Raw genomic sequence first — 24,234 nt, forward strand, 5'->3', positions numbered from 1 at the left:
GGTGAGTGCGGTCATGTCCGTTCCTCCTGCGAGCCGGGGGCTTCCGTCCGGCCGGGTCGGGTGGTGGCGTTGGGGCGGGGGCGTACGTCGGGGTCGGTGGGTGGCGGGCGGAAGGGCCATGAGCGAGCCTCATGGCTGTCGCGCCGCGTTGCCCGGTGGGTGCCATGAGCGGGGCTCATGGCCCGGCCCTGCCCTTGCCTCTCCTGCCGCAATCGCCGCGCGAATCGGGCGGTCGGCGTGGGGCATGAGCGGTTCTCATGGCGTTCCGTCCTCTCGGGCCGGCTTCGCCGCGATGGCCGCCCGTACCCGGCGCCCTGCCGGGGTGAGGCGGGACGGGGGGAGGGCCGGGGGCGGGCGGTGGTGGGGGCGGGGCAGGGCGGCGAGGCCGCCGGGGAGACGCCCGATGGCGGCGGCGAGGGTGCCGACGGCGACGGCGGAGACGCCGGCGACGGTGCCGGCGTCGAGGCCGATGAGGAGGGCGGCGGCCAGGACGGCGGCGAGGGCGCTGTCGGCACCGGCGACGGCGACGGCCGCGAACCAGAGGAGGCCGCGTACCGGGTCGAAGGCGGCGGGGTCGAAGGCGCGCCCGGCGAGGCCCATCAGGCCGCCGCCGAGTGCGGCCAGGGCCGCGCCCGCGACGAAGGCGAAGAGCTTGAGGCCGGGGACGTCCACGCCCGCCGCGACCGCGCCCGGTTCGTGGTCCCGCATGGCGGTCAGGGCCCGGCCGAGCCGGCCCCGGTGCAGGCCCCGGACGGTGAGCAGGCCGAGGCCGAGGAGCAGGAGTTCGGCGAGGTAGAAGGCGCGGTCGCCGGCGAGGAAGGAAGGGCGGTCGAGGACGAGCCCGGTGGTGGCGTACGGCTGTTGGAAGACGAAGCGACTCATCGCCGTTCCGACCGCGAAGGTGACCAGGGCGAGAGCGAGCCCGCGTCGGCGGATCGCGGGCCAGCCGGTGAGCAGGCCGAGCGGTGCGGTGGCGAGGACGGCGATCAGCAGTGCGGGTGCGGCGGGCAGCGGGGGGAGGCCGGGGATGCGGCCGGACATCAGCAGTGCGGTGCCGAGCGCGCCGAGGCCCGCGTACCCGGCCTGGCCGAGTGAGATCTGCCCGCTGTAGCCGGTGACCACGACGATGGACAGCAGTACGAGCGCGAGCGCCGGTACGAGCAGGGCGCTGCGCAGGTCGTTGCCCCGGAAGCCGAGCGGCAGCAGGAGCAGTACCAGGCAGACGGCTCCCGCGAGCCGCCCGTTCCTGCCCTCGGTGCGCCGCAGGGCCAGTGGCGTGGTCTCGGCGCGTTCCCCGCTGATGCGCGGTCCGGCGAGCAGGGCGGCGGCGAGCAGCGCGACCACGAACAGGTTGGACTGCACCGCCTCGACCAGGGGCAGCAGCTGTCCGGACGGGCGCAGCCGGGTGAGCTCGGCCTGGGCGATGCCGAGGCCGAGCCCGGTGGCGATGGCGACCGGGATGCTGCGCAGCCGGGCGGCGACCGCGACCGCCATGGTCTCCATCACCAGCAGCGGCAGCCCATACGGGTCGAGCAGCAGGTACGGCGCGAGGGTGATGCCGACGAGCCCGGCGGTGAAGGTGCCGAAGGCCCAGCCGGTGGCGGAGAGCCGGTCGGCGTCGACCCCGGCGAGGGCGGCGAGCCTGCGGTCGTCGACGACGGCGCGCAGTTGGAGGCCGAAGCGGGTCCACCGGGTGGTGGCGAACACGGTGAGGCTGAGGACGAGGATCGCGGCGAGTTGGACGACGGTGTCGGGCCGCAGGCTGTGCCCGTGGGGCAGGCGGATCGCGGCGCCGCCGAGCGGGGACGGCGCGCCGGCCAGTGGTGCCGCGCCCCACAGGAGGACGGCCACGCCGATGAGCAGCACGAAGACGCCGAGTCCGGCGACCATGGTGTCGGCCGGCCCGGCGCCGCGCCGCTGCAGCGGGCGGTAGACCAGGACGTCGAGCAGTACGCCCAGCGCGGGGGCGACGACCAGCAGGCAGCAGGCGACGGCGGGCCAGACCGGCCAGTGCCGCACGACGACGAGGTCGCGCAGCAGGTAGGCGATGGCCATGGCCTGGGCGCCTTGGGCGATGTTGAGCACGCCGGTGGCGCGGTGGCAGACGACCAGGCCGATGCCGCTGAGGGCGGCCGCGCTGCCGACGGTGAGTCCGGCGAGGGCGAGGTCGACGGTGAGGCCGAGCGAGTCGGGGGCGGTGGCGAGCAGGGCGGCGGCGGTCATGGGCGTTCAGCCGGTCGGCGGGGCGGATTCGCCCGGACGGGTGGTGGGGCCGGGATCGGGGCCCGGCGCGGGCGGCGAGCAGAGCGGGCAGGGCGTCAGGCCCCGGTCCCGGACGGCGTCCGGGCCGACGGGTTCGGCCCGCGCCTTGCCGGTGACCAGCGGGCAGTCCGGGCGGTGGTAGCGGGTGCCCTCGGGGACGGCCAGCCATCCTTCGGCGTCCCGTCCGGCCGGATCCGGCGTGTCCGGCGCCTCCGGCGCATCCGGTCGGACGCCGGGTCCCGCGCCCGGCGCCGCGCCCGGCCCGGCGCTCGGTCCCGCGCCCGTGTCGACGTCGGACGGTTCGACGAGGAGCTCGTACAGCCGTTCCACCCGGCGGTCGGTCAGGTCCTGACGCTCCGGCGGGGTCGGCGGCCGTAGCGCGACCAGGAGGGTTCCGGCCACGATCAGTGCCGCTCCCGGGATGCTGGACGAGGCCAGGTAGGGGATCTGCTGTTCGACGAAGCGCTCGCCGGAGACCCCGTACCAGCCGAGCACGCACAGCACGGCCCCCGCCGCGACGAGCAGCCACCCGGCCCACTCGCGCGCCCCGCGGAACGGGCTGCCCCGGGGCGGGCCGCCCCGGAACGCTCCGCCCTGGAATGCGCCGCCTCGGAAGGGGGAACTCCTTGGGGCGTTACGGGTGATTTCTCCGTCGGATTGCGATTCGTCCATGGATCCGCCTTCATGGTGTCACTTGAGACGTTTCCAGGATCGGCCTGGAACAGCATCCGGGACACCGAGAGGCCGGCCCGGGCGGCGCAGGCGAGAGGGAACACCATGCACGTGACGCGAAGCGGCACCTCCACGGGCGGCGGCCGGGTCCTGCGGGCGGCGAGCGCGCTGCTCGCCCTGATGCTGGCGGGCACGGCGGCCGCGTGCAGCAGCAGCAAGTCCGGCTCCTCGGCCTCCTCCCCGGCGAGCGCGAGCGCGAGCATCAGCCCGAGCGCGACCGCCACCGCTTCCGCGAGCGCCACCGGCACCGCCCCCGCCGATCCGGCCGCCGCCGAGGCGGAGATCACCGCCAACTGGGAGAAGTTCTTCGACCCCAACACGCCGATCCCCGACAAGGCCAAGCTGCTCCAGGGCGGCGACGTGCTGCTCCCGGCGCTGCAGGGCTTCTCGCAGGACCCGAGGGTCGGCCAGGTGCAGGCGAAGGTCACTGACGTGGCGTTCACCGACGCCTCCGACGCGGCCGTCTCCTACTCGCTGTCCCTCCAGGGCACGGTGGTCGAGCCGAGCGCGTCCGGCCAGGCCGTCCTGGAGAACGGCACCTGGAAGGTGTCCCGTTCGACCCTGTGCGGTCTGCTGACCCAGGCCGGCGGCGCCAGCGGCACCCCGATCCCCGGATGCAGCTGACCACCCCCTCGCGATGCCGGGCCGTCGACGCGTTCGCACGCCGGTGGCCCGGCCGTGTCGTGTCGGCGGCGGCCCTCGCCCTCCTCCTGTTCGCGTCATTGGGCGGCTGCGGCACCCGGCTGCCCGACGGCGCCTTCACCGCCCGTGCCACCGCCACGCCCGGGGCGACCGGGGGCAGCGGGAGCACCAATCCCGCCTCCGACACCGGGGTCACGGCCGGCGAGATCCGGATCGGCGTCGTCACCTCGCTCACCAGCCCGGTCGGCAGCGAGGTGTTCAGCGGTCCCCGGTACGGCGCTCAGGCGTTCTTCCAGGCCCTGAACGACCGCGGCGGCCTGCACGGTCGCACCGTCCGGCTGGTGACCTGCGACGACGGTGGCAGCGGTGTCGGCAACCAGGACTGCGTGCACCGGCTGATCGACCAGGCGCACGTGTTCGCCTTCGTCAGCGGCAGCGTCCTCGACTACGCGGGCGCACCGTACGTGAGCGGCAAGGCGGTGCCGGACGTCGGCGGCCAGCCGATCGGCACCGCGTACGACCGCTGGCCGCACCTGTACGGGATCTACGGCAGTGGGGCGCCGCGCGACGGGCGGTCGGTCGGCTGGAACGGGACGCTCTACCAGAGCACCGAGGTGTTCCGTTTCTTCAAGCAGCGCCTGGGCGCGGGCAGCGCAGCCGTGGTCGCGTACAACCAGGCCGACTCGGCCCGCTACGCCGGACAGCTGAAGGCCGGGCTGGAGGCGGAGGGCTACCGGGTGCTGCTGCAGACGGTGGACTTCGCGCTGCCGAACTTCCAGGCGGTGGCCGCGGCCGTGCGCGCCGACGGCTCGCAGCTGCTGTTCGACGCCATGGACACCCGGGGCAACGCGGCGCTGTGCCGGGCGCTGGACGAGTCCGGGGTGACGGTCGCGGCGAAGGTCACCAACGTGCAGAACTGGTCGGAGTCGGTGCGAAGCGACTACCAGTCCTCGCCGAACTGCCGCAACGCGCTCTGGGCGACCTCGTCGAGCCTGAACTACGAGGACGAGCAGTACCCGGCGGTGCGCGACTTCCGTACCGCGATGGCCCGCTACTACCCGGACCGGGCGGGGCAGTTGTCCGCCTGGGAGCTGGAGGGCTGGGCGGGCGCGCAGTGGCTGACCGACGCGCTGGACTCCTGCGGCGCCGCGCCGACCCGCTCCTGCGTCGAGGCGTTCATGAACCGCGCCGAGCCGTACGACGCGCACGGCCTGATCCTGCCCGCCTCCTTCGTCCCGCAGCCGCCGCCCGCCGGCCCGACCCGGGCCTGCCTGAACGCCGCCCGCTGGCAGGACTCGGCACAGGGCGGGCGGGGCGGCTGGGTCACCCAGGTGCCGTCGATGACGACGAACTGCTTCGACGTGCCGCAGCTGCCCTACAATCCGTAGGACTGCCGGCCGACCGCGATCACGCCGGGCTGCCGGCACCTGAAGAACGTGAACGGCGGGAAGGACCGGGCCTGGTCATCCGGGGGTAGGAGCTCCGGAACCGGGCTCCGTACGACCGCGGTCCGGGAGCCGCTCGACCACGACCATGGCCGCGTCGTCGTCGAGACGGCCGCCGACGTGGGCGAGCAGGTCGCGGCGGAGGCGGTGGAGCAGCGCGGTGGGGCGGTCGGCGTGCCAGGCGGTGACGCGCTCGGTGAGCGGGTAGAAGCGCCGCTGGGCGTCGCGGGCCTCGATCACGCCGTCGGTGTAGATCAGCAGCCGGTCGCCGGGGCGGAACGGGAAGGTCTCGACCTCGTACCGCACGGGGGCGAGTTCGCCGAGGCCCAGGGGCGGGGCGGGGTGGTGGGCGGCGAGGGTGGTGATGCCCTCGGGGCGCAGCAGCAGTGGGGGCGGGTGGCCGCAGTCGATCAGGCGGACCGGGGAGCCGTCGTCGGGGATGTCCAGCAGGACGGCGGTAATGAAGGACTCGCCGGCCTCGCCGGACTGGTAGCCCTCCTCGGGGACGTCGCGGGGCGACGCCCGGGGCAGGGCGCGTCGCTCCTGCTGCGCCTGCCGTGCCTGCCGGGACTGTTCGGCGAGCTGGGCGAGGTCCCAGCTGACGCTGCCGTCCAGATAGGCGGCCAGGTCGGGCAGCTCGGCGTGCAGGTGGGCGGCGGCACGGAAGGCGCCGAGCAGCAGGGCGGCGTCGCCGAGCGAGGACAGCCCCTTGCCGCGCACGTCCCCGACCAGCAGCCGGGTGCCGGTGGCGGTCCGGGCGGCCGCGTACAGGTCGCCGCCGACCTGCGCCTCGGCCTCGGCGGCCAGGTAGACGGAGGCCAGGTGCAGCGGCCCGATCCGCTCCGGGAGCGGGCGCAGCAGTACCCGCTGGGCGGCCTCGGACACCGAACGGACCCGGGCCAGTTCCCGCTCGTGTCGTTCGCGCAGCACCCGCAGGCCGACGATCAGCGCGGAGACGACGATCTGCGCGCTCAACTGGGTCTCGATGTTGGCGCTGGTCAGGCTGTCGCGGACGGAGCCGATGGCGGTCAGCGCGGCGAGCGCGAGCAGGGCGACCCCGGCGGTGGCCCGGGGGCCGGCGAAGGAGGCGGTGAGGGCGGGGGCGACGATCAGCAGCGGGCCGAGGTGGATGTCCGGCGGGGAGAGGATGTCGACGACGGTGATCAGCACGATCAGCGCGAGCGTCAGCGCCGTCAGCACCCGGCGGTCGGGCCGCCAGGCGCGGCGGCGGTCGGGGGTATGCGGCGCGCGCGGCGGGTGCGGCGCATCGGGACGCTGCCGGAAGGGCACCTCTCCTCTGTACACCGTGGGGGCGGCGGGGCGCACCCCGAGACGGCTGTCGGGCCTCCGCCGTCGGCGGCTGGGAGCGCTCGTCCGGCCGCTGAGGGCACTCCGTCGTCCGCTGCGGGCGCTCCTCCGGCCCGGTTCGCCGTAGCGGGCCGGGTGGGTCGCCCCGCCGGCCCGGTCCGCCGTAGCGGGCCGGTAGGCCGCTTCGTCAGCCTTCTTCGCCGTAGCGGGCCAGGTAGGCGGCGAAGCGGGCGACGTCCTCGTCGGACCAGTCGGTGAAGCGCGTGGTGAAGGCCAGGCGGCGCTGCTCGTTGGCGTCCCGCAGCAGGGTCAGTCCGGCCTCGGTGGCGCGCAGGATCTGGCCGCGCTGGTCGTCCGGGTCGGCCTCGCGGGCCAGCAGGCCGAGCTTCTCCAGAGCGGTGACCTGGCGGCTGACGGTGGACTTGTCGAGCATGAAGTGCGCGGCCACGTCGGCGGCCCGGCAGCCGCCGCGCTCGGTGATCAGGTCGAGGATGCTGTACGTGACCAGGGAGAGGTCGGGGTGCAGCTGGGAGGCCTTGTGCCGGGCGCGGCGGGCGAAGGCGGTCAGCTCGCGCTGGATGGTGTCGATGGACGACTGGCGGCCGGGCACGGCGTTCCTATCTCCTCGAGATTTGTTGCACTATACAACGGATTCGCCTGGGGTCGCGCGACGTCCCGGTGCCGACCGTTCTCGAGCGGCCTGCCAGGCGCGGGCGGCGGCGATCCGGCGGGTCGCACTCGGGTGAGTGGCGAACAGTAGCTCAAGCAGCCTCGGCGGGTCGACATCGGAGACGTTCGCCAGTGCAAGTCTGCGCTGCATCGCCACGAACTGCGCGGCATCGCCGGTCAGTTCGAGCGCGTGCCGGTCCGCGCGGTCCTCGATCCGGCGGCTCACCGCGCACTGTGCCGGCCCCGACAGCGCGCCCAGCAGTGCCGCCAGCGCCGCCAGCAGCGGCAGCGCCCGGGGGTCCGCCGCGTCGCTCGCCCCGGCGGCGTCCAGCAGCGGCCGCCAGGCACCCAGCAGACCGAGGACGGCGACCGCGACGGCCGCCCCGACGGCGGCCAGCGCCGTGCCCACCGGCACGTCCCGGTGTCTGACGTGGCCCAGCTCGTGCGCGACCACCAACTCCACCTCCCGCGGCTCGGCGGTGGTCAGCAGCGTGTCGTACACGACGATCCGGCGGGTCGCGCCGAACCCGGAGACGTACGCGTTGAGCGCGGTGGTCCGGCGCGAGGCGTCCGCCACCAGGACGTCCCGCACCCGCACGTCGTCCCGCTCGGCCAGCGCCGACAGTGCGGTCCGAAGCTCGCCCGGCGGCATCGGGGTGAAGCGGTTGAACACCGGCTCGATCAGCAGCGGGTGGAGGAAGGAGAGGACGGCCGTCAGCAGCGCCGCGCCGCCCGCCGCCGGCAGCCACCAGCGCTGCGGCGACCAGGCGGTCAGCGCGAACAGCCCGAGAACGAGCGGAAGGAACAGGAGAAGGGTGAGCGCGAGGCCGCGCAAGGTGTCCAGTGCCCAGCCGGCCCAGCCCTGCGTCACCAGCCCGTACCGGGCCCGGACGGATCGCACCAGCGCGCCGAACGGCAGCTGCAGCACCTGGCCGAGGACCACCAGGGCCGCCGCGCCGGCCAGGACGGTGGCCGTCCGGGAGCCGCCGAACCAGCGGCCGACGGCGGTGACCAGGTCGGCACCGGCCGGGGTGAGGCCGAGCAGCAGGGTCAGCGCCAGGCCCGCCAGCCGGCCGCCCAGCGCCCACGGCAGCTGGGCGCGGCGCAGGGCGCGGCCCCGGGCGCGCTCGGCGGGGGTGAAGTCGGCGGTGGAGTCAGGGGATGCGCCGGGGGCGGCCGGCGGGTCCGCGTCGGGGCCCGGGACGGGCGGGTGGTCGGGGGTGGTGTCCATGGGCGGGGTGCGGCTCTTCCGGTCGTCCGGCTCTTCCGGTCGGGTGTCGCGGTTCAGCATGGCGTACCCGGACGGGTGGTGCGCACTCCTCCGGCGGGTGGGGTTCGTGGGCGCACTCCTCCGGCGGGCGCGATTCCGGGGCCGCGCACTCCTCCGCTGTGCGGCGGCTTCGGCGCGGCTCAATCGTCCGTGGGACCGGTGGCGCCGTGGACGCCGGCGCGCAGCAGCTGGTGGCCGAGGTCGACCAGGGCGCGGCCGACCGCGAACTCGTCGCCGACCTGCGGTGCCGGCGTGTCGCGGGGGTTGCGGCGGGAGGCGGCGTCGCTGTGCAGGACGGTGCCGTCGGCGTCCAGGACGGCGTGCACCCGGGTGGTGTCCCGGTCCTCGACGAGGTGCAGGCTGAGCTGCCAGTCCTTGGTGCGGACGGCCCGCTCGGCGGCTGGATCCGCTTCGACCACAGGATCCGCTTCGGCCGCTGGATCCGTCTCGGCCGTCGCGTCCACGATCCGGCGTTCCCGGCCGGGGGAGGGGTGGTCGCGGCCGGGGCCGCCGACCGGCTCGATGCCTCTGGGGTCGCCTGGGTCACCGCCCATGCCGCTGCCCATGCTGCTGCCCGGGTCACCGCTCATACCGCTGCCCATGTCACTGGCCATGTTGCTGCCCATCACGTCAACACCTCCGGACCTCCGGCGCGGGACCGGTCCTCCCGTACCACCACGCTGCGCGCCCTTCCCGCCGCCGCGCCAGGGACACGGTGGCCGGGACGGGTGGGGTGATGGGGACGGGCGGGCCAGGAGTGGCGCCGCCGGTGCCCTTTTGTGGCCGGAATGTTGCGGGTGCGGGCTCAAGCGGTGGTGATTCGGTGGCGTAGGCTGACCGCTCTTGCGTCGTCCTCGGGGGGAACCACTCATGCGCCGTGTCGCGGCCGCCGTCGCGCTGCTCGTCGGGCTGACCGCCGTCACCGCCTGTGGGCCGGACGATCCCGCCCCCGGCCCGACGGGCGCCGCCCCCGCCCCGGCGGCCACGACCCCGACGCCCGGCACTCCGTCCTCCGGCGCGGCCCCGAGCAAGAGCGCCGCGCCCCGGCCCGACGGCACCATCACGGTCGCCTTCGCCGGGGACGTCCACTTCGAGGGCCGCACCGAACCCCGGCTGGCCGTCCAGCCGCCCGAGCCGGCGCTCGGCCCGATCTCCCGCAACCTCGCCGACGCCGACCTGTCCGTCCTCAACCTGGAGACCGCGATCACCGGGCGCGGCGCCCCGGAGCCCAAGCTGTACACCTTCCGCACCTCGCCCAAGGCGCTTTCGGTGCTCAAGGACTCGGGCGTCGACGTCGTCTCGATGGCCAACAACCACGCCGTGGACTTCGGCGCCGACGGCCTCGCCGACACGCTCGCCGCCAAGGACTCCTCGCCGATCCCGGTCGTCGGCGTCGGCCGCGACGCCAAGCAGGCGTACGCCCCGTACGTCACCACCGTGCGCGGGGTGAAGGTCGCCGTGGTCGCCGCCAGCCAGGTCGAGGACCTCACCAACCAGAAGTGGCGGGCCGGCGCGAACAAGCCGGGCATCGCCTCCGCGCTGGACGTCCCGGCGCTGGTCAAGGCGGTGGAGGGGGCGAAGCAGCAGGCCCCGGTCGTGCTCGTCTACCTGCACTGGGGCGAGGAGGGCAAGGCCTGCCCGACCGCCGCACAGACCGCCGTCGCGAAGAAGCTCGCCACCGCCGGCGCCACCGCCGTGGTCGGCACGCACGCGCACACCATGGTCGGCTCGGGCATGCTCGGCAACACCTACGTCGGGTACGGCTTCGGCAACTTCCTCTGGTACGGCACCTCCGACTACCCGAACTCCAACGAGACCGGCGTCACCACCCTCACCCTCACCGCCGACGGCAAGGTGACCGGCGAGGCCTTCGTCCCGGCCACCATCGACGACAAGGGCATCCCGGAGCCGGTCACCGGCGCCGCCGCCGAGGCCGCCCTCAAGCGCCGCGACGGCCTGCGCGGCTGCACGGGACTCTCCCCGGCGCCGAAGGCTCCGGCGGACCCCGCAGTGTCGCAGTGAGGCTGCCTACGATGGCCTGGTGACCGGACACCAGGAACTGACGACCCTTCGGCTTTCGCTGCGGCGCCCGTCCGAGGCCGACACCGACGCGATCCTCACCGTCCACAGCGACCCGGCCGCCTGCCTCCACAACCCCTCGGACGCGCTCGCCACCCGGGCCGAGGCCGAGGAACTGTACGGCCGCTGGGACGCGCTGTGGGAGCACCGCGGCTTCGGTTACTGGACGGTCCGTGAGCTCGACTCCCCGACCGTGCTCGGCTTCTGCGGAGTGAAGCCGATGGAACTCGCCGGCCTGCCGGTCCTCAACCTCTTCTACCGCTTCGCCCCCGCCGCCTGGGGTCGCGGCCTGGCGAGCGAGGCCGCCACTGCCGTGGTGGCCTGGTCGGGCGCCGCCGTGCCCGACCTGCCGCTGATCGCCCGCATCCGTCCGGCCAACCTCGCCTCCCAGCGCGTGGCCCTGCGGGCCGGCCTGCGGCGCGCCGAGCACCTGGACGGGGAGGGGTACGACGGCTTCGACTGGATCTACCACCGCCCGGCCGAGCGGTAGTCCCACCGCCACGGGTCGACGGCTGTCGCGGACGCCGGGGCGGCCTACGTTCGGATGGCGAGACGGGTCGTCTCGTCTCGCTGTGTGCGGCGGGCGGCGGACGGGCGATTTGACGGTCGCACAGACTCTCGGCGTAGGCGAACTGTTGTGTTAGGTTAGGCTTACCTAATCTTGCTGGTCGGAGGGGATGTCCTGTGCAGCAGCAGTCCGAATTCGCCGGTACCGTCGCGATGGTGACCGGGGCCGGCCAGGGCATCGGCGCGGCCGTGGTGCGAGCGCTGGTCGCCGAGGGGGCCGTCGTCGCGGCGCTGGATCGCCGTGCCGGTCCGCTCGGCACCCTGGCGGCGGAGCTTCCGGCCGTCAGACCGTACGTCCTGGACGTGTCCGATGCCCAAGCTGTCGATGAAGCGGTCGAGTTGATCGAGCGCCAACTCGGACCGATCGCCACGCTCGTGAACGTCGCGGGCATCCTGCGTACCGCGCCGGTCGTCGAACTCACCGACGCCGACTGGGTGGACACCTTCGCCGTGAACACCACTGGCGTCTTCCATGCCAGTCGCGCCGTAGGGCGGCGGATGGCGCAGCGGGGGTGTGGGGGCATTGTGACCGTCGGGTCCAACGCCGCCGGGGTGCCGAGGGCCGGGATGGCCGCCTATGCGGCGTCCAAGGCCGCGGCCACCATGTTCACCCGCTGCCTGGGACTGGAACTCGCCCGGTCCGGGGTGCGGTGCAACGTCGTGTCGCCCGGGTCGACCGACACCGAGATGCAGCGCGCACTGTGGGGCGAGGACGCCGCCGCAGCCGAACAGCGGGTGATCGAGGGCGACTTGGGTGCCTGGCGGGTCGGCATCCCGCTCGGGCGGATCGCCGCCCCCGCCGACATCGCCGAAGCCGTGGTGTTCCTGGCATCCGACCGGGCGCGGCACATCACCATGCACGACCTGTACGTCGACGGCGGCGCGACCCTGCGCGCCTGAGGCGCCCCCCGGTTCCGGCGGAACCGCCGCCTCCCAGCAGTTCCGCTCCCCCTCCGCACCTCGATTGCTCGCCGCAGACCTGCCGGCCCCTGAAGACCCGCCGGCCCTGAAGACCTGCCGGCTCCCGAGGATCCGCCCGGCTCCCCGTAGACCCGCGATCTCCCCGTACACCCGTCCCAGACTGGAGAATCCACCGTGACCACGGTGCCCCACGCCCCGGCGGCCCCCCGCGCCGACGGCCCCGACCATGCCGTCATCGGCGCGGCCAGCGGACTGCTCGGCCAGTACCGGGCCGCCTCCGACGAGGCGTTCTTCGCCTCGCCGACGCGCACCCTGCTCACCTCCGGCGTGCGCGCCCGGGTGCCGCAGGACGGGCGGCCGCTGCCCGTGCGGGTCGCCGAGACGCTGGCCGAGGCCGGGCGCGCCGGGGGTGAACGGCCGCTGGTGGTCGGCGCGGTGGCGTTCGACCGGGACAGCCGGGTCGAGCTCGCCGTGCCCGAGCGGGTTCGGACCGCCGGGGCGCTGCGTGACGACCCGCTGATCGCGCTGCCCGCGCCGCCGGCCGAGCGGGTCGACTGGCGGATCCGCCCGGTGCCCGAGCCGGAGGCGTACGGCGCGGGTGTCGCGGCGGCCGTCGAGCGGCTGCGCGGCGGGGGGTTGAGCAAGGTGGTGCTGGCCCGGACGCTGGAGCTGAGCGCCGCCGAGCCGCTCGACCTGCCCGCCGTCCTGCAGCGGCTGGCCCGCCGCGACCCGGGCGGCTACACCTTCGCCGTCCCGGCCGGCGGTGGGCGTACCCTGATCGGCGCCAGCCCCGAACTCCTGCTCTCCCGGCGGGGAACGGCCGTGCTGGCCAACCCGCTGGCCGGCTCGGTGCCGCGCAGCGGGGACCTCGGCGAGGACGTCCGGCGCGCCGCCGCGCTGCTGGAGTCGCCCAAGGACCTGCACGAGCACGCCGTGGTGGTGGACGCCATCCGTGAGGCGCTGGCGCCGTACTGCCGCACCCTGGAGGTGCCCGAACGGCCCACCCTGGTGCGGACGGCCGCGATGTGGCACCTGGCGACCACGATCCGCGGCGAGCTGGCCGACCCGGCGGTCTCCGCCCTGGAGCTGGCCTGCGCGCTGCACCCGACCCCGGCCGTCTGCGGCACCCCGACGGACGTCGCGCGCCGGGTGATCGGCGAGGTCGAGCCCTTCGATCGCGGCCTGTACACCGGCATGGTCGGCTGGGGCGACGCGACGGGCGACGGCGAGTGGGTGGTCACCATCCGGTGCGCGGAGGCGGACGAGCGGACGCTGCGGGTGTACGCCGGTGCCGGGGTGGTCGACCGGTCCCGCCCGGAGGCCGAACTCGCCGAGACCAGCGCCAAGTTCCGGACCTTCCTGGACGCCGCGGGGGTGTCCCGGTGACGCCGCCGGAGGGGGGCACCCCGTACCCCGCCGAGTTCGCCGAGCGCTACCGGGCGGCCGGGTACTGGCGCGGCGAGACCTTCGGGCGGATGCTGCGCGAGCGCGCCGCCGCGCACGGCGAGCGGATCGCCGTCGTCGACCCGGGCGGACACCCGACGGCGGCGACGGAGCGGCGCTGGACGTACGCCGAACTCGACCGCCGGGCCGACCGGATGGCCGCCGGGCTGCTCGCCCGGGGGATCCGGGCCGGGGACCGCGTGGTGGTCCAACTGCCCAACGCCGCCGAGTTCTTCGAGGTGGTCTTCGCGCTGTTCCGGATCGGCGCGCTGCCGGTGTTCGCGCTGCCCGCGCACCGGTACACCGAGATCGGGTACTTCTGCTCCTTCACCGGCGCGGCGGCGTACGTCGTCCCGGCCGTCGAAGGCGGCTTCGACTACCGTGAACTCGCCTCCCGGGTACGGGCGGAGAACCCCGCGCTGCGGCTGGTGCTGGTGGCCGGCGAGGACGCGGGGGAACACGTCCGGCTGGCGGACGTGCCCTGCGACGGGCCCGGGCCCTCGAGTGAACCCGAGCCGGCGGACGTCGCCTTCCTGCAGCTCTCCGGCGGCAGCACCGGCGTGCCGAAGCTGATCCCGCGCACCCACGACGACTACATCTACTCGCTGCGCGGCTCGGTCGAGCTGTGCGCGCTCGACGCGGACAGCGTGTACCTGTGCGCGCTGCCCGCCGCCCACAACTTCCCGCTCAGCTCGCCGGGTTCCCTCGGCACGCTGTACGCGGGCGGGCGGGTGGTGCTCTGCCCGCAGCCCGGTCCGGAGACCGCCTTCCCGCTGATCGAACGCGAGGGCGTGACCATCACCGGGCTGGTGCCGCCGCTCGCGCTGCTCTGGCTGGACGCCGCCGAGCGCGGCGCCCGGGGGTACGAGAGCCTGGAGGTGCTGCTGGTCGGCGGCGCCAAGTTCAGCACGGAGGCGGCCCGCAGGGTGCGGCCGGTGCTGGGATGCACGCTCCAGCAGGTGTTCGGGATGGCCGAGGGGCTGGTCAACTACACCCGGCTGGACGACCCGGAGGAGCTGATCACCACCACCCAGGGCCGTCCGATCTCCCCCGACGACGAGGTCCGGGTGGTCGACGACCACGACCGGGACCTGCCCGAGGGCGCCACCGGCCACCTGCTGACGCGCGGCCCGTACACCATCCGCGGCTACTGGAACGCGCCCGAGCACAACGCGAACTCCTTCACGGCCGACGGCTTCTACCGCACCGGCGACCTGGTCCGGCGGACCCCGACCGGCCACCTGGTGGTCGAGGGGCGGGCCAAGGACCAGATCAACCGGGGCGGCGAGAAGGTCGCCGCCGAGGAGATCGAGAACCACCTGCTCGCGCACCCCGCCGTGCACGACGCCGCGGTGGTGTCGATGCCCGACCCCTATCTGGGCGAGCGCACCTGCGCGTACGTGGTGCTCCGCTCCGAACACCGCGAACAGCCGCCGAAGGGCGTTGAGTTGAAGCGGTACGTGCGGCAGCGCGGGCTGGCCGACTACAAGGTGCCGGACCGGGTGGAGTTCGTCGAGGCCTTCCCGGCCACCGGCATCGGGAAGGTCAGCAAGAAGGACCTGCGCGCGGCCATCGCGGCCTCCCTGACCGCCAGTTGATTTCCGTCCCGTTGCTGTCTAGCTGCTAAGGAACGACCATCGTGGGCCTGCCCCGCATACCCTCCTATCCGATGCCCGCCGCCGGGGAGCTGCCCGCCGACCGGGTCGCCTGGACGGTGGACCCGGCGCGCGCCGTCCTGCTGGTCCACGACCTGCAGAACCATTTCCTGGGCGCCTACGACACCGGGGCCGCGCCGGTTCCCGAACTGCTCGGCAACGTCGCGGGGTTGGCCGAGGCGGCGGGCGCCACCGGCGTCCCGGTCGTCTACTCGGCGCAGCCGGGCGGACAGAGCCCGGCCGAGCGCGGACTGCAGCAGGACTTCTGGGGGCCCGGCATCCCGGACGGCCCGCGCGCCACCGCGATCGCCGACGCCGTCTCGCCGAGGCCGGGCGACACCGTGCTGACCAAGTGGAAGTACAGCGCCTTCGTGCGCACCGAGTTGGAGCACCTGCTGCGCGAGCAGGGCCGGGACCAGCTGGTGATCACCGGCGTGTACGCGCACATCGGCGTGCAGGCCACCGCCTGCGACGCCTGGATGCGGGACATCCAGGCCTTCGTGGTGGCCGACGCCGTCGCCGACTTCGGCCCGGCGGAGCACCGTGCCGCGCTGGCCTGGGTGGCCGGGCGCTGCGGAGTGGTCACCACGACGGCGGCCGTGCTCGGGACGTTGAACGGCGTGCATGGCGTGGACGGCGTGGACGGCGTGGACGGTGCCAACGGCGCGAACAGCGTGGACGAGGCGGCGGGCGCGGGGGGTTCGGGCGAGACGGAAGAGGTGGACGGGAAGTGACAGGCGTGGGCTTCACGGTGGTTCGGATCCGGGCCGAGGTCGCCGACCTCCTCGGCGAGGACCCGGCGGACATCCCGCTGGACGAGAACCTGGTCGACTGGGGGCTGGACTCCATCCGCCTGATGACGCTCGCCGAGCGCTGGCGGGCGGAGGGCGTCGAGGTGGCGTTCGTCCGGCTCGCGGAGCGTCCGGTGATCGAGGCCTGGGCCGAGCTGCTGGGCGCGGCCTGATGGCGGCGGTCGTACGGGAGGCCGCCCGGACAGCGGTCCGGGAGTCCGTGTGGGAGGTCATGCGAGAGTCCGTCCGGGAGTTGGAGCGGGAGGGGGCGCTGCCCTCGGCGCCGTCCCTGCCCCGGCGCACGGTGACGTACCCGGCGACCACCGTGGTGGGGCCGGTCGAGGCCCAGGCGGCCCGGACACCGGACGCGTCGGCGCTGGTGCTCGCAGGCGGGGAGACCGTCAGCTACAGGGAACTGAACGCCTCGGCCAACCGGTTGGCGCGCGCCTTGGCCGCCCGCGGGGCCCGCCCGGGCGCGGTGGTCGGCCTGGCGGCCGTTCGGAGTCCGGCCGAGCTGCTGACGGCGCTGCTGGCGGTGGTGAAGTCGGGCGCGGCGTACCTCCCGCTGGACCCGGCCGACGCGCCCGGGCGCAGGGCGCGGCTGCTCGCGGAGACCGGGCCGGTGTGCGTGCTGGGGGAGGGGGTGGCGGGAGCGCTCGCCGGGCTGGAGACGGACGGCGAGCTGCCCACCGACCCGCCTCGGGCGCTCACCCCGCGGCACCTGCTCTGCGTCGGGTACGGCCCGGGCGGGCGCCCGACGGCTGTGCGGCTCACCCATGCCGAGGCGGACCGCCGGGTGCGCGAGCTGCAGGCGCAGCACCCGCTCGGCCCGGGCGACCGGGTGCTGCAACTGGGGCTGCCGCTTTGGGAGTTCCTCTGGCCGCTGCGGACGGGCGCCGCCGTGGTGCTCGCCGATCCGCAGGGGGAGGGGGAGGTCGGGGCGCTGGTCCGGGAGCTGGGCGTGACGGCGGTGCGGGTGGCGCCGGCGGCTCTGCTGGGTGCCTGACGGGCGGATGGCGGACTGCGGACGGACAGCCATGTGCTCGCGGCGCCGGGCGACGGCGCGCCGGTCATCGTGCCCCGGGCGCCGCTGGGTTGACGGCACTGCTTTTCGTCAACGGGCTCGTCCCCTTCGCCTGATCGATCACCCGTTCGAGCGGTTTCGAATCCCTGCGCCCCGGCCGTCTCCACCCCGCCCGTCCCGTTGTCAGTGGGCCTCGCTACGTTCCTCCCATCGCTGGTCAGCAGGGCGATCGAGACGTGGTTCCCGGGTGGTCCCCGGGTGGGAGGAGTACGGCCGTGGCATGGGTGGAGACGGGCGCGGGAGGGTACCGCGTCGCGCTCGACGGGGAGGGCCGGGTGGTGTGCCGCAACGCGGCGGGCCGCGATCTCAAGTCCGTTCCGTCGAAGCTCGGTGACGACCCGGTGGTCACCCAGCTCAAGCAGCTCGCCGAGTGGCTGTCCGCGCACGAGCGCAGCTGCCGGGACGACGTCGAGCGCTGGATGGTGCGCTCGCTGCCGGTGCCCGCCGCGGTGATCACCGCCGTGTGGCCGGACGAGGCCTGGCAGGCCGTGCTGCGCGACCTGGTGGTCACCGGCGCGGACGGCACGGTCGCCGGCTTCCTGCGCGGCGCGGACGCCGAGCGCGGCCTCGGCCTGGTCGACCTGGACGGCGACACCGTCCGCCTCACCGACGGCGAGGTCCTGATACCCCACCCCGTCCTCCTCGAGGACCTCGACGAGCTGCGCGAGTTCGCCGTCGAGCTCGGCGTCTCCCAGCGCGTCCAGCAGCTCTACCGCGAGGTCTGGCACCGGCCGACGGAGCTCCCGGGCGGCACCGAGGTCACCACCTACGCCGGCGGCCGCTACCGCGAGCTGCGCGAGCTGGCCGGCCGCTGCACCCGGCTCGGCTGCCGGATCCGTGGCGGCTCCGCCGTCCAGCCGGTCACCGAGGGCGGGCGCACCGTCGAGGCCCGGGTCTGGGTCGGCGACTACTACGAGTACGACGCCTGCGAGACCGGAGCGCTCAGCTGGGCGGGCCCCGACGGCCGGGCCCTGCCGCTCACCGAGGTCGGGCCGGTCGCCTGGTCCGAGGGCATGCGGATGGCCGCCGCCCTGTACGCCGGCCGCACGATCGAAGGGGAGGACGCCGCATGACCGCCACCGGCCCGAACACCACCACCGGCTCGGCCACGACCGCCTCGCACGAGGGACGTCCCGAAGCCCTGCTCGACGCCGGCGCCGTGCTGCCGCCCGGCACCCTGGCCGACGCCGGCCGCCCCGACAGCGCCGCCGACGTGCTCACCGCCCGCGCCTACACCCACCCCGCGCTCGACGGCCGCCGGATCGTCCGGCTGGTCCCCGGCGCGCTCGGGCAGGCCGAGGACCTCGCCCTCGACTTCCTCGGCCTGACGCCCGACGCCGAGCCCGCCGAGGTCGGCCAGGTCCGCCAGGAGGCGCTCGGCTTCCCCGCCTGGGCACTGGTCCACGACCCGGCCAACGGCCACCACGCGCTCGCCCTGGTCAAGGAGATGGAGCGGCTGGCCCGCCAGGCCACCTCCAAGCCCGGCGCCGCCAAGGACGGCTTCGACGAGCTCGCCACCCGCCTCGGCCGCGCCGTCCCGCACTTCCTGCCCACCTTCTGCGAGGAGGTCGGCCGGATCTTCCTCGGCCACGGCAACCAGACCTACGCCGCCGCCTGGTTCGGCAAGGCCCGCGACGCCGAGCGCACCCACGGCCTGACGGTGGACGAGGAGCGGCTGCGCGCCGTCTTCCTGGAGTTCGCGCTGGCCGGCGCGCTCACCGTCAAGTCCCTGCGCCAGTACGTCAAGGAGCTCGCCCGGCGGCTCGACCCGCTGACCGCCTGGCAGCGCTTCCGCCAGCTGTGTACCGAGCGCTCCGCGGCCGGCATGGCCCCGTACGCCGGGGTCGCCGAGGACGCCCGCGCGCTGATCCGGGCCGCCGGGCTCGACCGTGCCGAGCACGAACGGGCGCTGCTCGCCGAGCTGTTGGCCTCCCCGGCGGTCAACCGGGCGCCCGCCGCGTTCTGGAAGTCCTGGCACGGCGCGCTGGTCGAGCTGGGCAAGGCCGACGCGCGGATCCGGGTCCGCCTGCTGGAGCTGCTGCCCGACCCGGCCGCCGCCGACTCCGCCCCGCACGACACCGCCTGGCTGGCGGTCCTCGCCGCGACCGGCGCCGAGGAACAGCTCACCGGCCCCCGCCCCGAGGGCGCCGAGCCCGCCGCCGCCTGGCTCCAGCGCTGGTGCCACCACCTCGGCCGCGGCTGGCGCACCCGGCCCAGCTGCCCGGCCACCCTCGCCCTGGCCGGCCGGATGGTCGAGCGGCTGCGCGCCGACGCCGTCCCGGTCGACCTCTTCACCGGCGTCCAGGCGAGCCACACCCGACTCGACCTGCTGGACCTCCTGCTGGCCGCGGGCGTCCCCGTGGCCGACCCGCCGGCCGACCGCGGCTTCGACCTGCGCGACTGGGTCGGGCAGGCCGGCCCCGACAGCGCCGGCCTCACCGCCCTCGCCGCCGACGCCCGCTTCCGGCCGATGCTGCGCCGCGCCACCCCGGCCGCCTGGGAGACGGCCGTCAAGCGCCAGGCGGCCGTGCTGCCGCTGCTGAACGAGCTGTTCGCGGAGTGGGCCGAGGCTTGCGCCGAGGAGGTGACGGCCGCCCGCGGCCTGGCCGGCGCCGCCGACCTGGTCCGCTCGCTGAGCCAGCACCGCACCGCCATCCGCACGGTCGCCCCGGCCGCCGCCGAGAAGATCGCCGCACTCGACGTCACCGGCCTGCTCGCCCGGGCCCTCGGCGCCGGCATCCTGGACGAACTCGGCTGGCCCGCCCTGGAGGAGGCGCTCGCCAAGCTGGCCGACCCGCCCGCCGCCGACGCCCCGCCGACCACGGCCCCCGGCCTGCGCACCCGGGGCCTGAGCGGCCTGATCGTCGAGGACGCCTGGCCGTACCTGATCCTTGCCCGCCTCGACCGCGCCGTCGTGGTCGGCCCGCAGGGCATCCTGCTGGACCACACCCTGCGCCTGCCCAAGCTGCCGGAGAACTGGAACCGCCCCCGGCTGCGCCTGGTCGACGGCGAACTCCTCGTCGTCTGGTACGAGGACGGAAAGCAGACGGCGTACTGGTCCGGCCGCCCGGAGCAGACCTTCGGACTCGAAGGCAGCACCATCGCCGGCTACCACTACGGCGAGCGGTTCCCGGAAGTGCCGTCCCTGCCGCTGCCCGGCGGCGGCCGCACCACCGGCGAGCGCCCGCTGCACCCCGGCGACACCCGGATGCCCAACGAACACCCCGTCCTCGGCGACGGCACCGGCTACTGGACGCTGCGCCACGGCGCCGACGGCCCCGTCCTGCGCGAACTCGACCCGGCCACCGGCACCCTGGGCCGCGCCGCCGAGCCGCCCGTGATCGCCGCCACCGCCGCGGCCGGCCGGCTCGCCGAAGGCAGTACCCGGCTGCTGCCGCTGCAGCCCGGCCTGGAGCAGACCCCGCTCGGCACCGACGGCACCGTGCTCGGCAGCTGGGTCCGCAGCGAGCCCGGCCGCGTCGTCACCACCTTCACGGCCGACGGGCAGCGCATCGTCCTGCCGCTGGACGGGCGGCGTGAGCCGGACATCGTCCCGGTCGGCCGGCTCGCCCTGCCCGGCGAGGGCCGCCCGGTGGTCAGCCGCCCGGGCGGCGAACACCTCTCCCTCAACCTGCCCGACCTCGCCGACCGCGCGGACCGCACTGCCGACCTGCGCAGCTGCCGGTCGGGCGAGCTCTCCGCCGCCGGCACCGTCCTCGTCCCGCCGTACGACCACTGGCACGCCCTGCGGCCCCGCGACGAGGCCGGATCCCGCACCCTGCGCGGCCTGACCACGGAGCAGGCCGCCCACCTGATCGACCTCGCCTGGCCCGTCGACGCCGAGCCCGTCCCGGCGGACGAACAGAGCTGGCTGACCGTCCAGGGCGTCCGGCGCCCGCTCGCCCAGCGGGGCGAGGCCCGCACCACCCTGCCGGTCGAGGCGGTCGGCGCCGCCCTGCCCGGGATCGCCCATCCGCTGCTGCTCGCCGGCGTCGCCGGATTCGCCCGCGCCGCCGCCGACCTGCTGGACCGGGTCGCCCGGTTCGTCCCGCAGCCGGAGGCCGAGCGCCCCGGCAAGGCGGAGGCCGCCGAATGGCGGCCCGAGCACGGCCGGGACGACGAACTGCGCGACGCCGTCCGCGCCGTCCTGCCCGAGATCGGCGGCTTCGGCAACGGCTGGGGCACCTCCGACCGCTGCTGGGTGCTCAACAACCTGCGCACCGTCAGCGCCGTCCTCGCCGCCCCGCCCGCCGCACCCGCCCCGCCTGCCGCGAACGGCGCGAGTGGCGAGGGCTGGACCACCCCGGCGAGCGTCACCCTGCACGGCGGCGACGCCAACCACGGCTGGCTGCACCTGCTCGGCCGGGTCGACGCCCTGGCCCACGCCGTGGCCGCCCCACTCACCAAGCCGGCCCACCGCTCCACGCTGGTCCTGCTGCTCGGCGAACTCACCAAGGGCCCGCTCGCCGACCGCGGCGCCACCCTGCGCGAGATCGTCCTCGCCGAGCCGGCGCAGCGCACCACGAGCGACCGGCCCACCAGCCACCGCCAGGGCGAGGTGCTACGGCACGGCGACCGCACCGTCGTCATCCTCGGCCACCGGCGCCAGTTCTCCGACGGCACGGTGCACTGGCTCGCCGTCGACCACGACCCGAGCGGGGAGTTCGGCCCCGTCGCGCACTTCACCACCGTCGAGGAGCGCGGCACCGAGGAACGGGTCTCCGCCGCCTGGACCGCCACGTTCCGGCGGGTCGCCGCCCTGGGCCGCAGCGTCCCCTGGGACGCCGCCCGCGCCACCGCCTTCTCCGAACTCACCGGCATCGGCACCACCCGCGCCACCCTGCTGCTCAGCCCGCCCCCGGGCCTGCTCCACTGGGGCAACGCCGAGGTGCCCGCCGAGTACGGCTTCAAGCCCGCCGAGGTCAGGGCCGCCCAGAGCTGGCTGCGCGGACACGACCACGCCGGCATCGCCGACGTGTGGAGCGCCCTGCTGCCCGCCGACCCGAAGACGCTGTGGACCGACGGCCCCGACCTCGCCGCCGGGGCCGAGGCCTGGATCCGCCGCTTCGGACGGCTCGTCACCCTCCCCGAGGAGGCCCAGGCCACCGTCCAGGGCGTGTCCATCGGCACCATCGAGGCGGTGCTCAACCCCGCCCACACCCCGTGGCTGACCCGCACCACCGGCTTCCGGCGCAACGACAACGACCAGGGCACCTCCCAGCTGGTCCCCGAGGACCCGTCCGCCGTGCCCGGATCCGGCGCGCTGGACTCCACCATCGACGCCGTCCGCTGGCTCGCCTACCACCTGCCCGCCGACAGCCCGCTGCGCGCGCTGCTGCCCCGGGCCGCCACCGCGCTGCGCGAGCGCCTGGCCGACCCCGAGCTGCTCCTCGACCTCGACCTCGTCCGCACCCCCAAGGGCACCTCGCTGGCCGCCGTCCTGCGCACCCATTTCGGCCTGCCCGCCGAGGGCGGCGCCGACCCGGACGGTCTGGTCCGCTGCGGCCCGGCGCTGGTCCTCACCCCGTACCACGAGGAGTACGAGCGGGTCTGGCTGCGCCCGGCCGCCCTGGCCGGCCCGGACGACCCGCTGCTCGAACTGCTCGACGGCCTCTCCAGCAGCTACTGGTTCGGCACCGAGCGGGCCGCCATCGCGGCCGTGCTGCGCGGCGAACCGGAGCGCCTGGCCGCCTCCGCCGCCGCCTGCTCCGCCGCCTGTGCTGATTCCGCCGCCTCCGCCGTGACGGCCGTCGGCGACGGCCCGGCCTGGCTGCAGAACCCGCAGCTGTCCGCCCCCGAGCTGGTCGCCGAGGTGTCCCGCACCCACGGCCTCGGCGAGGACGCAGCCGCGCTCTACCTCCAACTGCTCGCCCTGCCCGACCCGACCGACCGCAACGTCGCCCGCTGGACGGGCTGGAAGCCCGCCCGGCTGAAGCGGGCCCGCGCCGAACTCGCCGCCACCGACCTGGTGCTGGAGGCCAAGCGGTCCCGGGCCGGCCGCGGCCTCTTCCTGCCCGGCGGCTGGCAGGAGGCCAAGTCCCCGGCCCTGCCGGCCGAGACCTGGAAGGCCGCCCTGTACGAACTGCCCACCCACCGGCCCGTGCTGGCGCACCTGCCCGTCCCCGAGCTGTTCGCCCGGGCCTGGCAGCGCACCCTCGACGGCGACGCCCCCGGTTACGAAGAGCTCCAGACCAGCAAGCGCAGGAAGGCCCGCCGATGAGTACCACCACCTCCGTACCCATGCCCGCGGAGCGGCAGATCGTCCCGCCCGAGGAGAAGTACGCCGCCGAACTGGAGTTCCTCGCCGCACACGACAGCGGCCCGCGCCCGCCCGGCTGGCACCTCACCCCGCGCGCCGTCGTCACCTTCGTGATGGGCAGCGACGGCGAGAAGCTCAAGGCCGGGCGCAGGAGCCTGGTCATCGAGCCCAAGTTCGTCGGCGAGCGCGCCCTGGTCGAACGCTGCGTCGTCACCCTCGCCGGGGAGCGCGGCCTGCTGCTCGTCGGCGAGCCCGGCACCGCCAAGTCGATGCTCTCCGAACTGCTCGCCGCCGCCGTCTGCGGCACCAGCGCGCTCACCGTCCAGGGCACCGCCGGCACCACCGAGGACCAGCTCAAGTACGGCTGGAACTACGCCCTGCTGCTCGCCCAGGGCCCCAGCCGCGAGGCCCTCGTCCCCTCCCCGGTGCTCACCGCGATGACCACCGGGGCGGTCGCCCGGGTCGAGGAGGTGACCCGCTGCCTGCCCGAGGTGCAGGACGCCCTGGTCTCCCTGCTCTCCGAACGGCGCGTCGCCGTACCCGAGTTGGCGGGCACCCCGGACGGGCAGCTGCACGCCGCCGCCGGCTTCACCCTGATCGCCACTGCCAACCTGCGGGACAAGGGCGTCAGCGAGATGTCCGCGGCCCTCAAACGGCGGTTCAACTTCGAGACGGTCGGCCCGATCGGCAGCCTCGCCGCCGAGGTCGACCTGGTCCGCCGCCAGTCCACCGTCGCCGTCGCCCGGGCCGGCGCCGCCTACGCGGTCGACGACGCCGTCCTGGAAGCCCTGATCACCGCCTTCCGTGACCTGCGCACCGGCCGCTCCACCGAGGGCTGGGACGTCGAACGCCCGTCCACCGTGATGAGCACCGCCGAGGCGGTCTCCGTCGCCACCGCGCTCGGCGTCACCGCCGCCTACCTGCCCGACGGCGGCGACCTGCTCGGCCGCCTCCCCGGCCAGCTCCTCGGCGTGGTCCGCAAGGACGATCCCGCCGACGCGGCCCGCCTGCTCGGCTACTGGGACGGCCCGGTCCGCCGCCGCGCCGAACAGGGTGCCGCCACCTGGCGCACCCTGTGGGACCTCCGCTCGGCGCTGGAGGCCTGAG

Annotated in this window: 18 protein-coding genes and 1 pseudogene; 13 read left to right on the forward strand and 6 right to left on the reverse strand. The window is 75.3% G+C overall.

From position 1 onward, the window contains the following. Nucleotides 1–255 precede the first annotated feature (255 nt). Both ACZ51D_RS12210 and ACZ51D_RS12215 read right to left on the reverse strand, forming a co-directional pair. On the reverse strand, nucleotides 256–2,223 hold the full coding sequence (locus ACZ51D_RS12210) for a branched-chain amino acid ABC transporter permease (RefSeq protein WP_465662144.1): 1,968 nt from the start codon (nucleotides 2,221–2,223) through the stop codon (nucleotides 256–258). Nucleotides 2,224–2,229: 6 nt separating this feature from the next. Continuing rightward, nucleotides 2,230–2,934 (reverse strand): hypothetical protein, encoded by a 705-nt coding sequence (locus tag ACZ51D_RS12215; RefSeq protein WP_465620843.1) that lies wholly within the window; start codon nucleotides 2,932–2,934, stop codon nucleotides 2,230–2,232. 105 nt (nucleotides 2,935–3,039) lie between these two features. Between ACZ51D_RS12215 and ACZ51D_RS12220 the strand changes: the two genes are divergently transcribed. Next, nucleotides 3,040–3,618: an MTB12 C-terminal domain-containing protein gene (locus ACZ51D_RS12220; RefSeq protein WP_465620841.1), complete on the forward strand. Its 579-nt coding sequence runs from the start codon at nucleotides 3,040–3,042 to the stop codon at nucleotides 3,616–3,618. Further along, nucleotides 3,609–5,024 carry an ABC transporter substrate-binding protein gene (locus tag ACZ51D_RS12225; RefSeq protein WP_465662146.1) on the forward strand — a complete coding sequence of 472 codons (1,416 nt, stop codon included), beginning with the start codon at nucleotides 3,609–3,611 and terminating at the stop codon, nucleotides 5,022–5,024. The genes ACZ51D_RS12220 and ACZ51D_RS12225 overlap by 10 nt, the downstream gene beginning before the upstream one ends. 75 nt (nucleotides 5,025–5,099) lie before the next feature. Here the strand turns inward: ACZ51D_RS12225 and ACZ51D_RS12230 are convergent, their stop codons facing one another. The 4 genes from ACZ51D_RS12230 to ACZ51D_RS12245 all read right to left on the reverse strand — a co-directional run bounded on the left by ACZ51D_RS12230 (nucleotide 5,100) and on the right by ACZ51D_RS12245 (nucleotide 8,954). Beyond that, nucleotides 5,100–6,371, reverse strand: coding sequence for a PP2C family protein-serine/threonine phosphatase (locus ACZ51D_RS12230; RefSeq protein WP_465620837.1), 1,272 nt, complete (start codon nucleotides 6,369–6,371; stop codon nucleotides 5,100–5,102). Between the two features lie 205 nt (nucleotides 6,372–6,576). Continuing rightward, on the reverse strand, nucleotides 6,577–6,999 hold the full coding sequence (locus tag ACZ51D_RS12235; protein ID WP_030238344.1) for a MarR family winged helix-turn-helix transcriptional regulator: 423 nt from the start codon (nucleotides 6,997–6,999) through the stop codon (nucleotides 6,577–6,579). A gap of 30 nt (nucleotides 7,000–7,029) precedes the next feature. Next, complete coding sequence (locus ACZ51D_RS12240; RefSeq protein ID WP_465662148.1) at nucleotides 7,030–8,289, reverse strand: M48 family metalloprotease; 1,260 nt, start codon at nucleotides 8,287–8,289, stop codon at nucleotides 7,030–7,032. Between the two features lie 179 nt (nucleotides 8,290–8,468). Continuing rightward, nucleotides 8,469–8,954: a dsRBD fold-containing protein gene (locus ACZ51D_RS12245; RefSeq protein ID WP_465662150.1), complete on the reverse strand. Its 486-nt coding sequence runs from the start codon at nucleotides 8,952–8,954 to the stop codon at nucleotides 8,469–8,471. A gap of 244 nt (nucleotides 8,955–9,198) precedes the next feature. Between ACZ51D_RS12245 and ACZ51D_RS12250 the strand changes: the two genes are divergently transcribed. The 11 genes and pseudogenes from ACZ51D_RS12250 (at nucleotide 9,199) to ACZ51D_RS12300 (ending at nucleotide 24,233) form a co-directional block, all read left to right on the forward strand. After that, on the forward strand, nucleotides 9,199–10,350 hold the full coding sequence (locus ACZ51D_RS12250) for a CapA family protein (protein ID WP_465662152.1): 1,152 nt from the start codon (nucleotides 9,199–9,201) through the stop codon (nucleotides 10,348–10,350). 19 nt (nucleotides 10,351–10,369) lie between these two features. Beyond that, nucleotides 10,370–10,897, forward strand: coding sequence for a GNAT family N-acetyltransferase (locus tag ACZ51D_RS12255; RefSeq protein WP_465662154.1), 528 nt, complete (start codon nucleotides 10,370–10,372; stop codon nucleotides 10,895–10,897). A 194-nt stretch (nucleotides 10,898–11,091) separates the two neighbouring features. Further along, nucleotides 11,092–11,874: a 2,3-dihydro-2,3-dihydroxybenzoate dehydrogenase gene (locus ACZ51D_RS12260; protein ID WP_465662156.1), complete on the forward strand. Its 783-nt coding sequence runs from the start codon at nucleotides 11,092–11,094 to the stop codon at nucleotides 11,872–11,874. A 195-nt stretch (nucleotides 11,875–12,069) separates the two neighbouring features. Beyond that, complete coding sequence (dhbC, locus tag ACZ51D_RS12265; protein WP_465662158.1) at nucleotides 12,070–13,281, forward strand: isochorismate synthase DhbC; 1,212 nt, start codon at nucleotides 12,070–12,072, stop codon at nucleotides 13,279–13,281. Then, nucleotides 13,278–14,936 (forward strand): (2,3-dihydroxybenzoyl)adenylate synthase, encoded by a 1,659-nt coding sequence (locus ACZ51D_RS12270; RefSeq protein WP_465662160.1) that lies wholly within the window; start codon nucleotides 13,278–13,280, stop codon nucleotides 14,934–14,936. Before dhbC ends, ACZ51D_RS12270 begins: the two co-directional genes overlap by 4 nt. 41 nt (nucleotides 14,937–14,977) lie before the next feature. After that, nucleotides 14,978–15,595 (forward strand): annotated as a pseudogene (locus tag ACZ51D_RS12275) (isochorismatase family protein); the annotation flags it as partial. Between the two features lie 128 nt (nucleotides 15,596–15,723). Further along, complete coding sequence (locus ACZ51D_RS12280; RefSeq protein WP_465620821.1) at nucleotides 15,724–15,957, forward strand: phosphopantetheine-binding protein; 234 nt, start codon at nucleotides 15,724–15,726, stop codon at nucleotides 15,955–15,957. 59 nt (nucleotides 15,958–16,016) lie between these two features. Continuing rightward, complete coding sequence (locus tag ACZ51D_RS12285; protein ID WP_465662162.1) at nucleotides 16,017–16,790, forward strand: AMP-binding protein; 774 nt, start codon at nucleotides 16,017–16,019, stop codon at nucleotides 16,788–16,790. 293 nt (nucleotides 16,791–17,083) lie between these two features. After that, entirely contained in the window at nucleotides 17,084–17,941 is an 858-nt protein-coding gene (locus ACZ51D_RS12290; RefSeq protein WP_465662163.1) for a DUF4132 domain-containing protein, read from the forward strand. Next, nucleotides 17,938–23,088, forward strand: coding sequence for a hypothetical protein (locus ACZ51D_RS12295; RefSeq protein WP_465662165.1), 5,151 nt, complete (start codon nucleotides 17,938–17,940; stop codon nucleotides 23,086–23,088). Before ACZ51D_RS12290 ends, ACZ51D_RS12295 begins: the two co-directional genes overlap by 4 nt. Next, nucleotides 23,085–24,233 (forward strand): ATP-binding protein, encoded by a 1,149-nt coding sequence (locus ACZ51D_RS12300; protein ID WP_465620801.1) that lies wholly within the window; start codon nucleotides 23,085–23,087, stop codon nucleotides 24,231–24,233. The genes ACZ51D_RS12295 and ACZ51D_RS12300 overlap by 4 nt, the downstream gene beginning before the upstream one ends. Nucleotide 24,234 lies beyond the last annotated feature (1 nt).

It is taken from the genome of Kitasatospora sp. NPDC033851 (assembly GCF_055576085.1).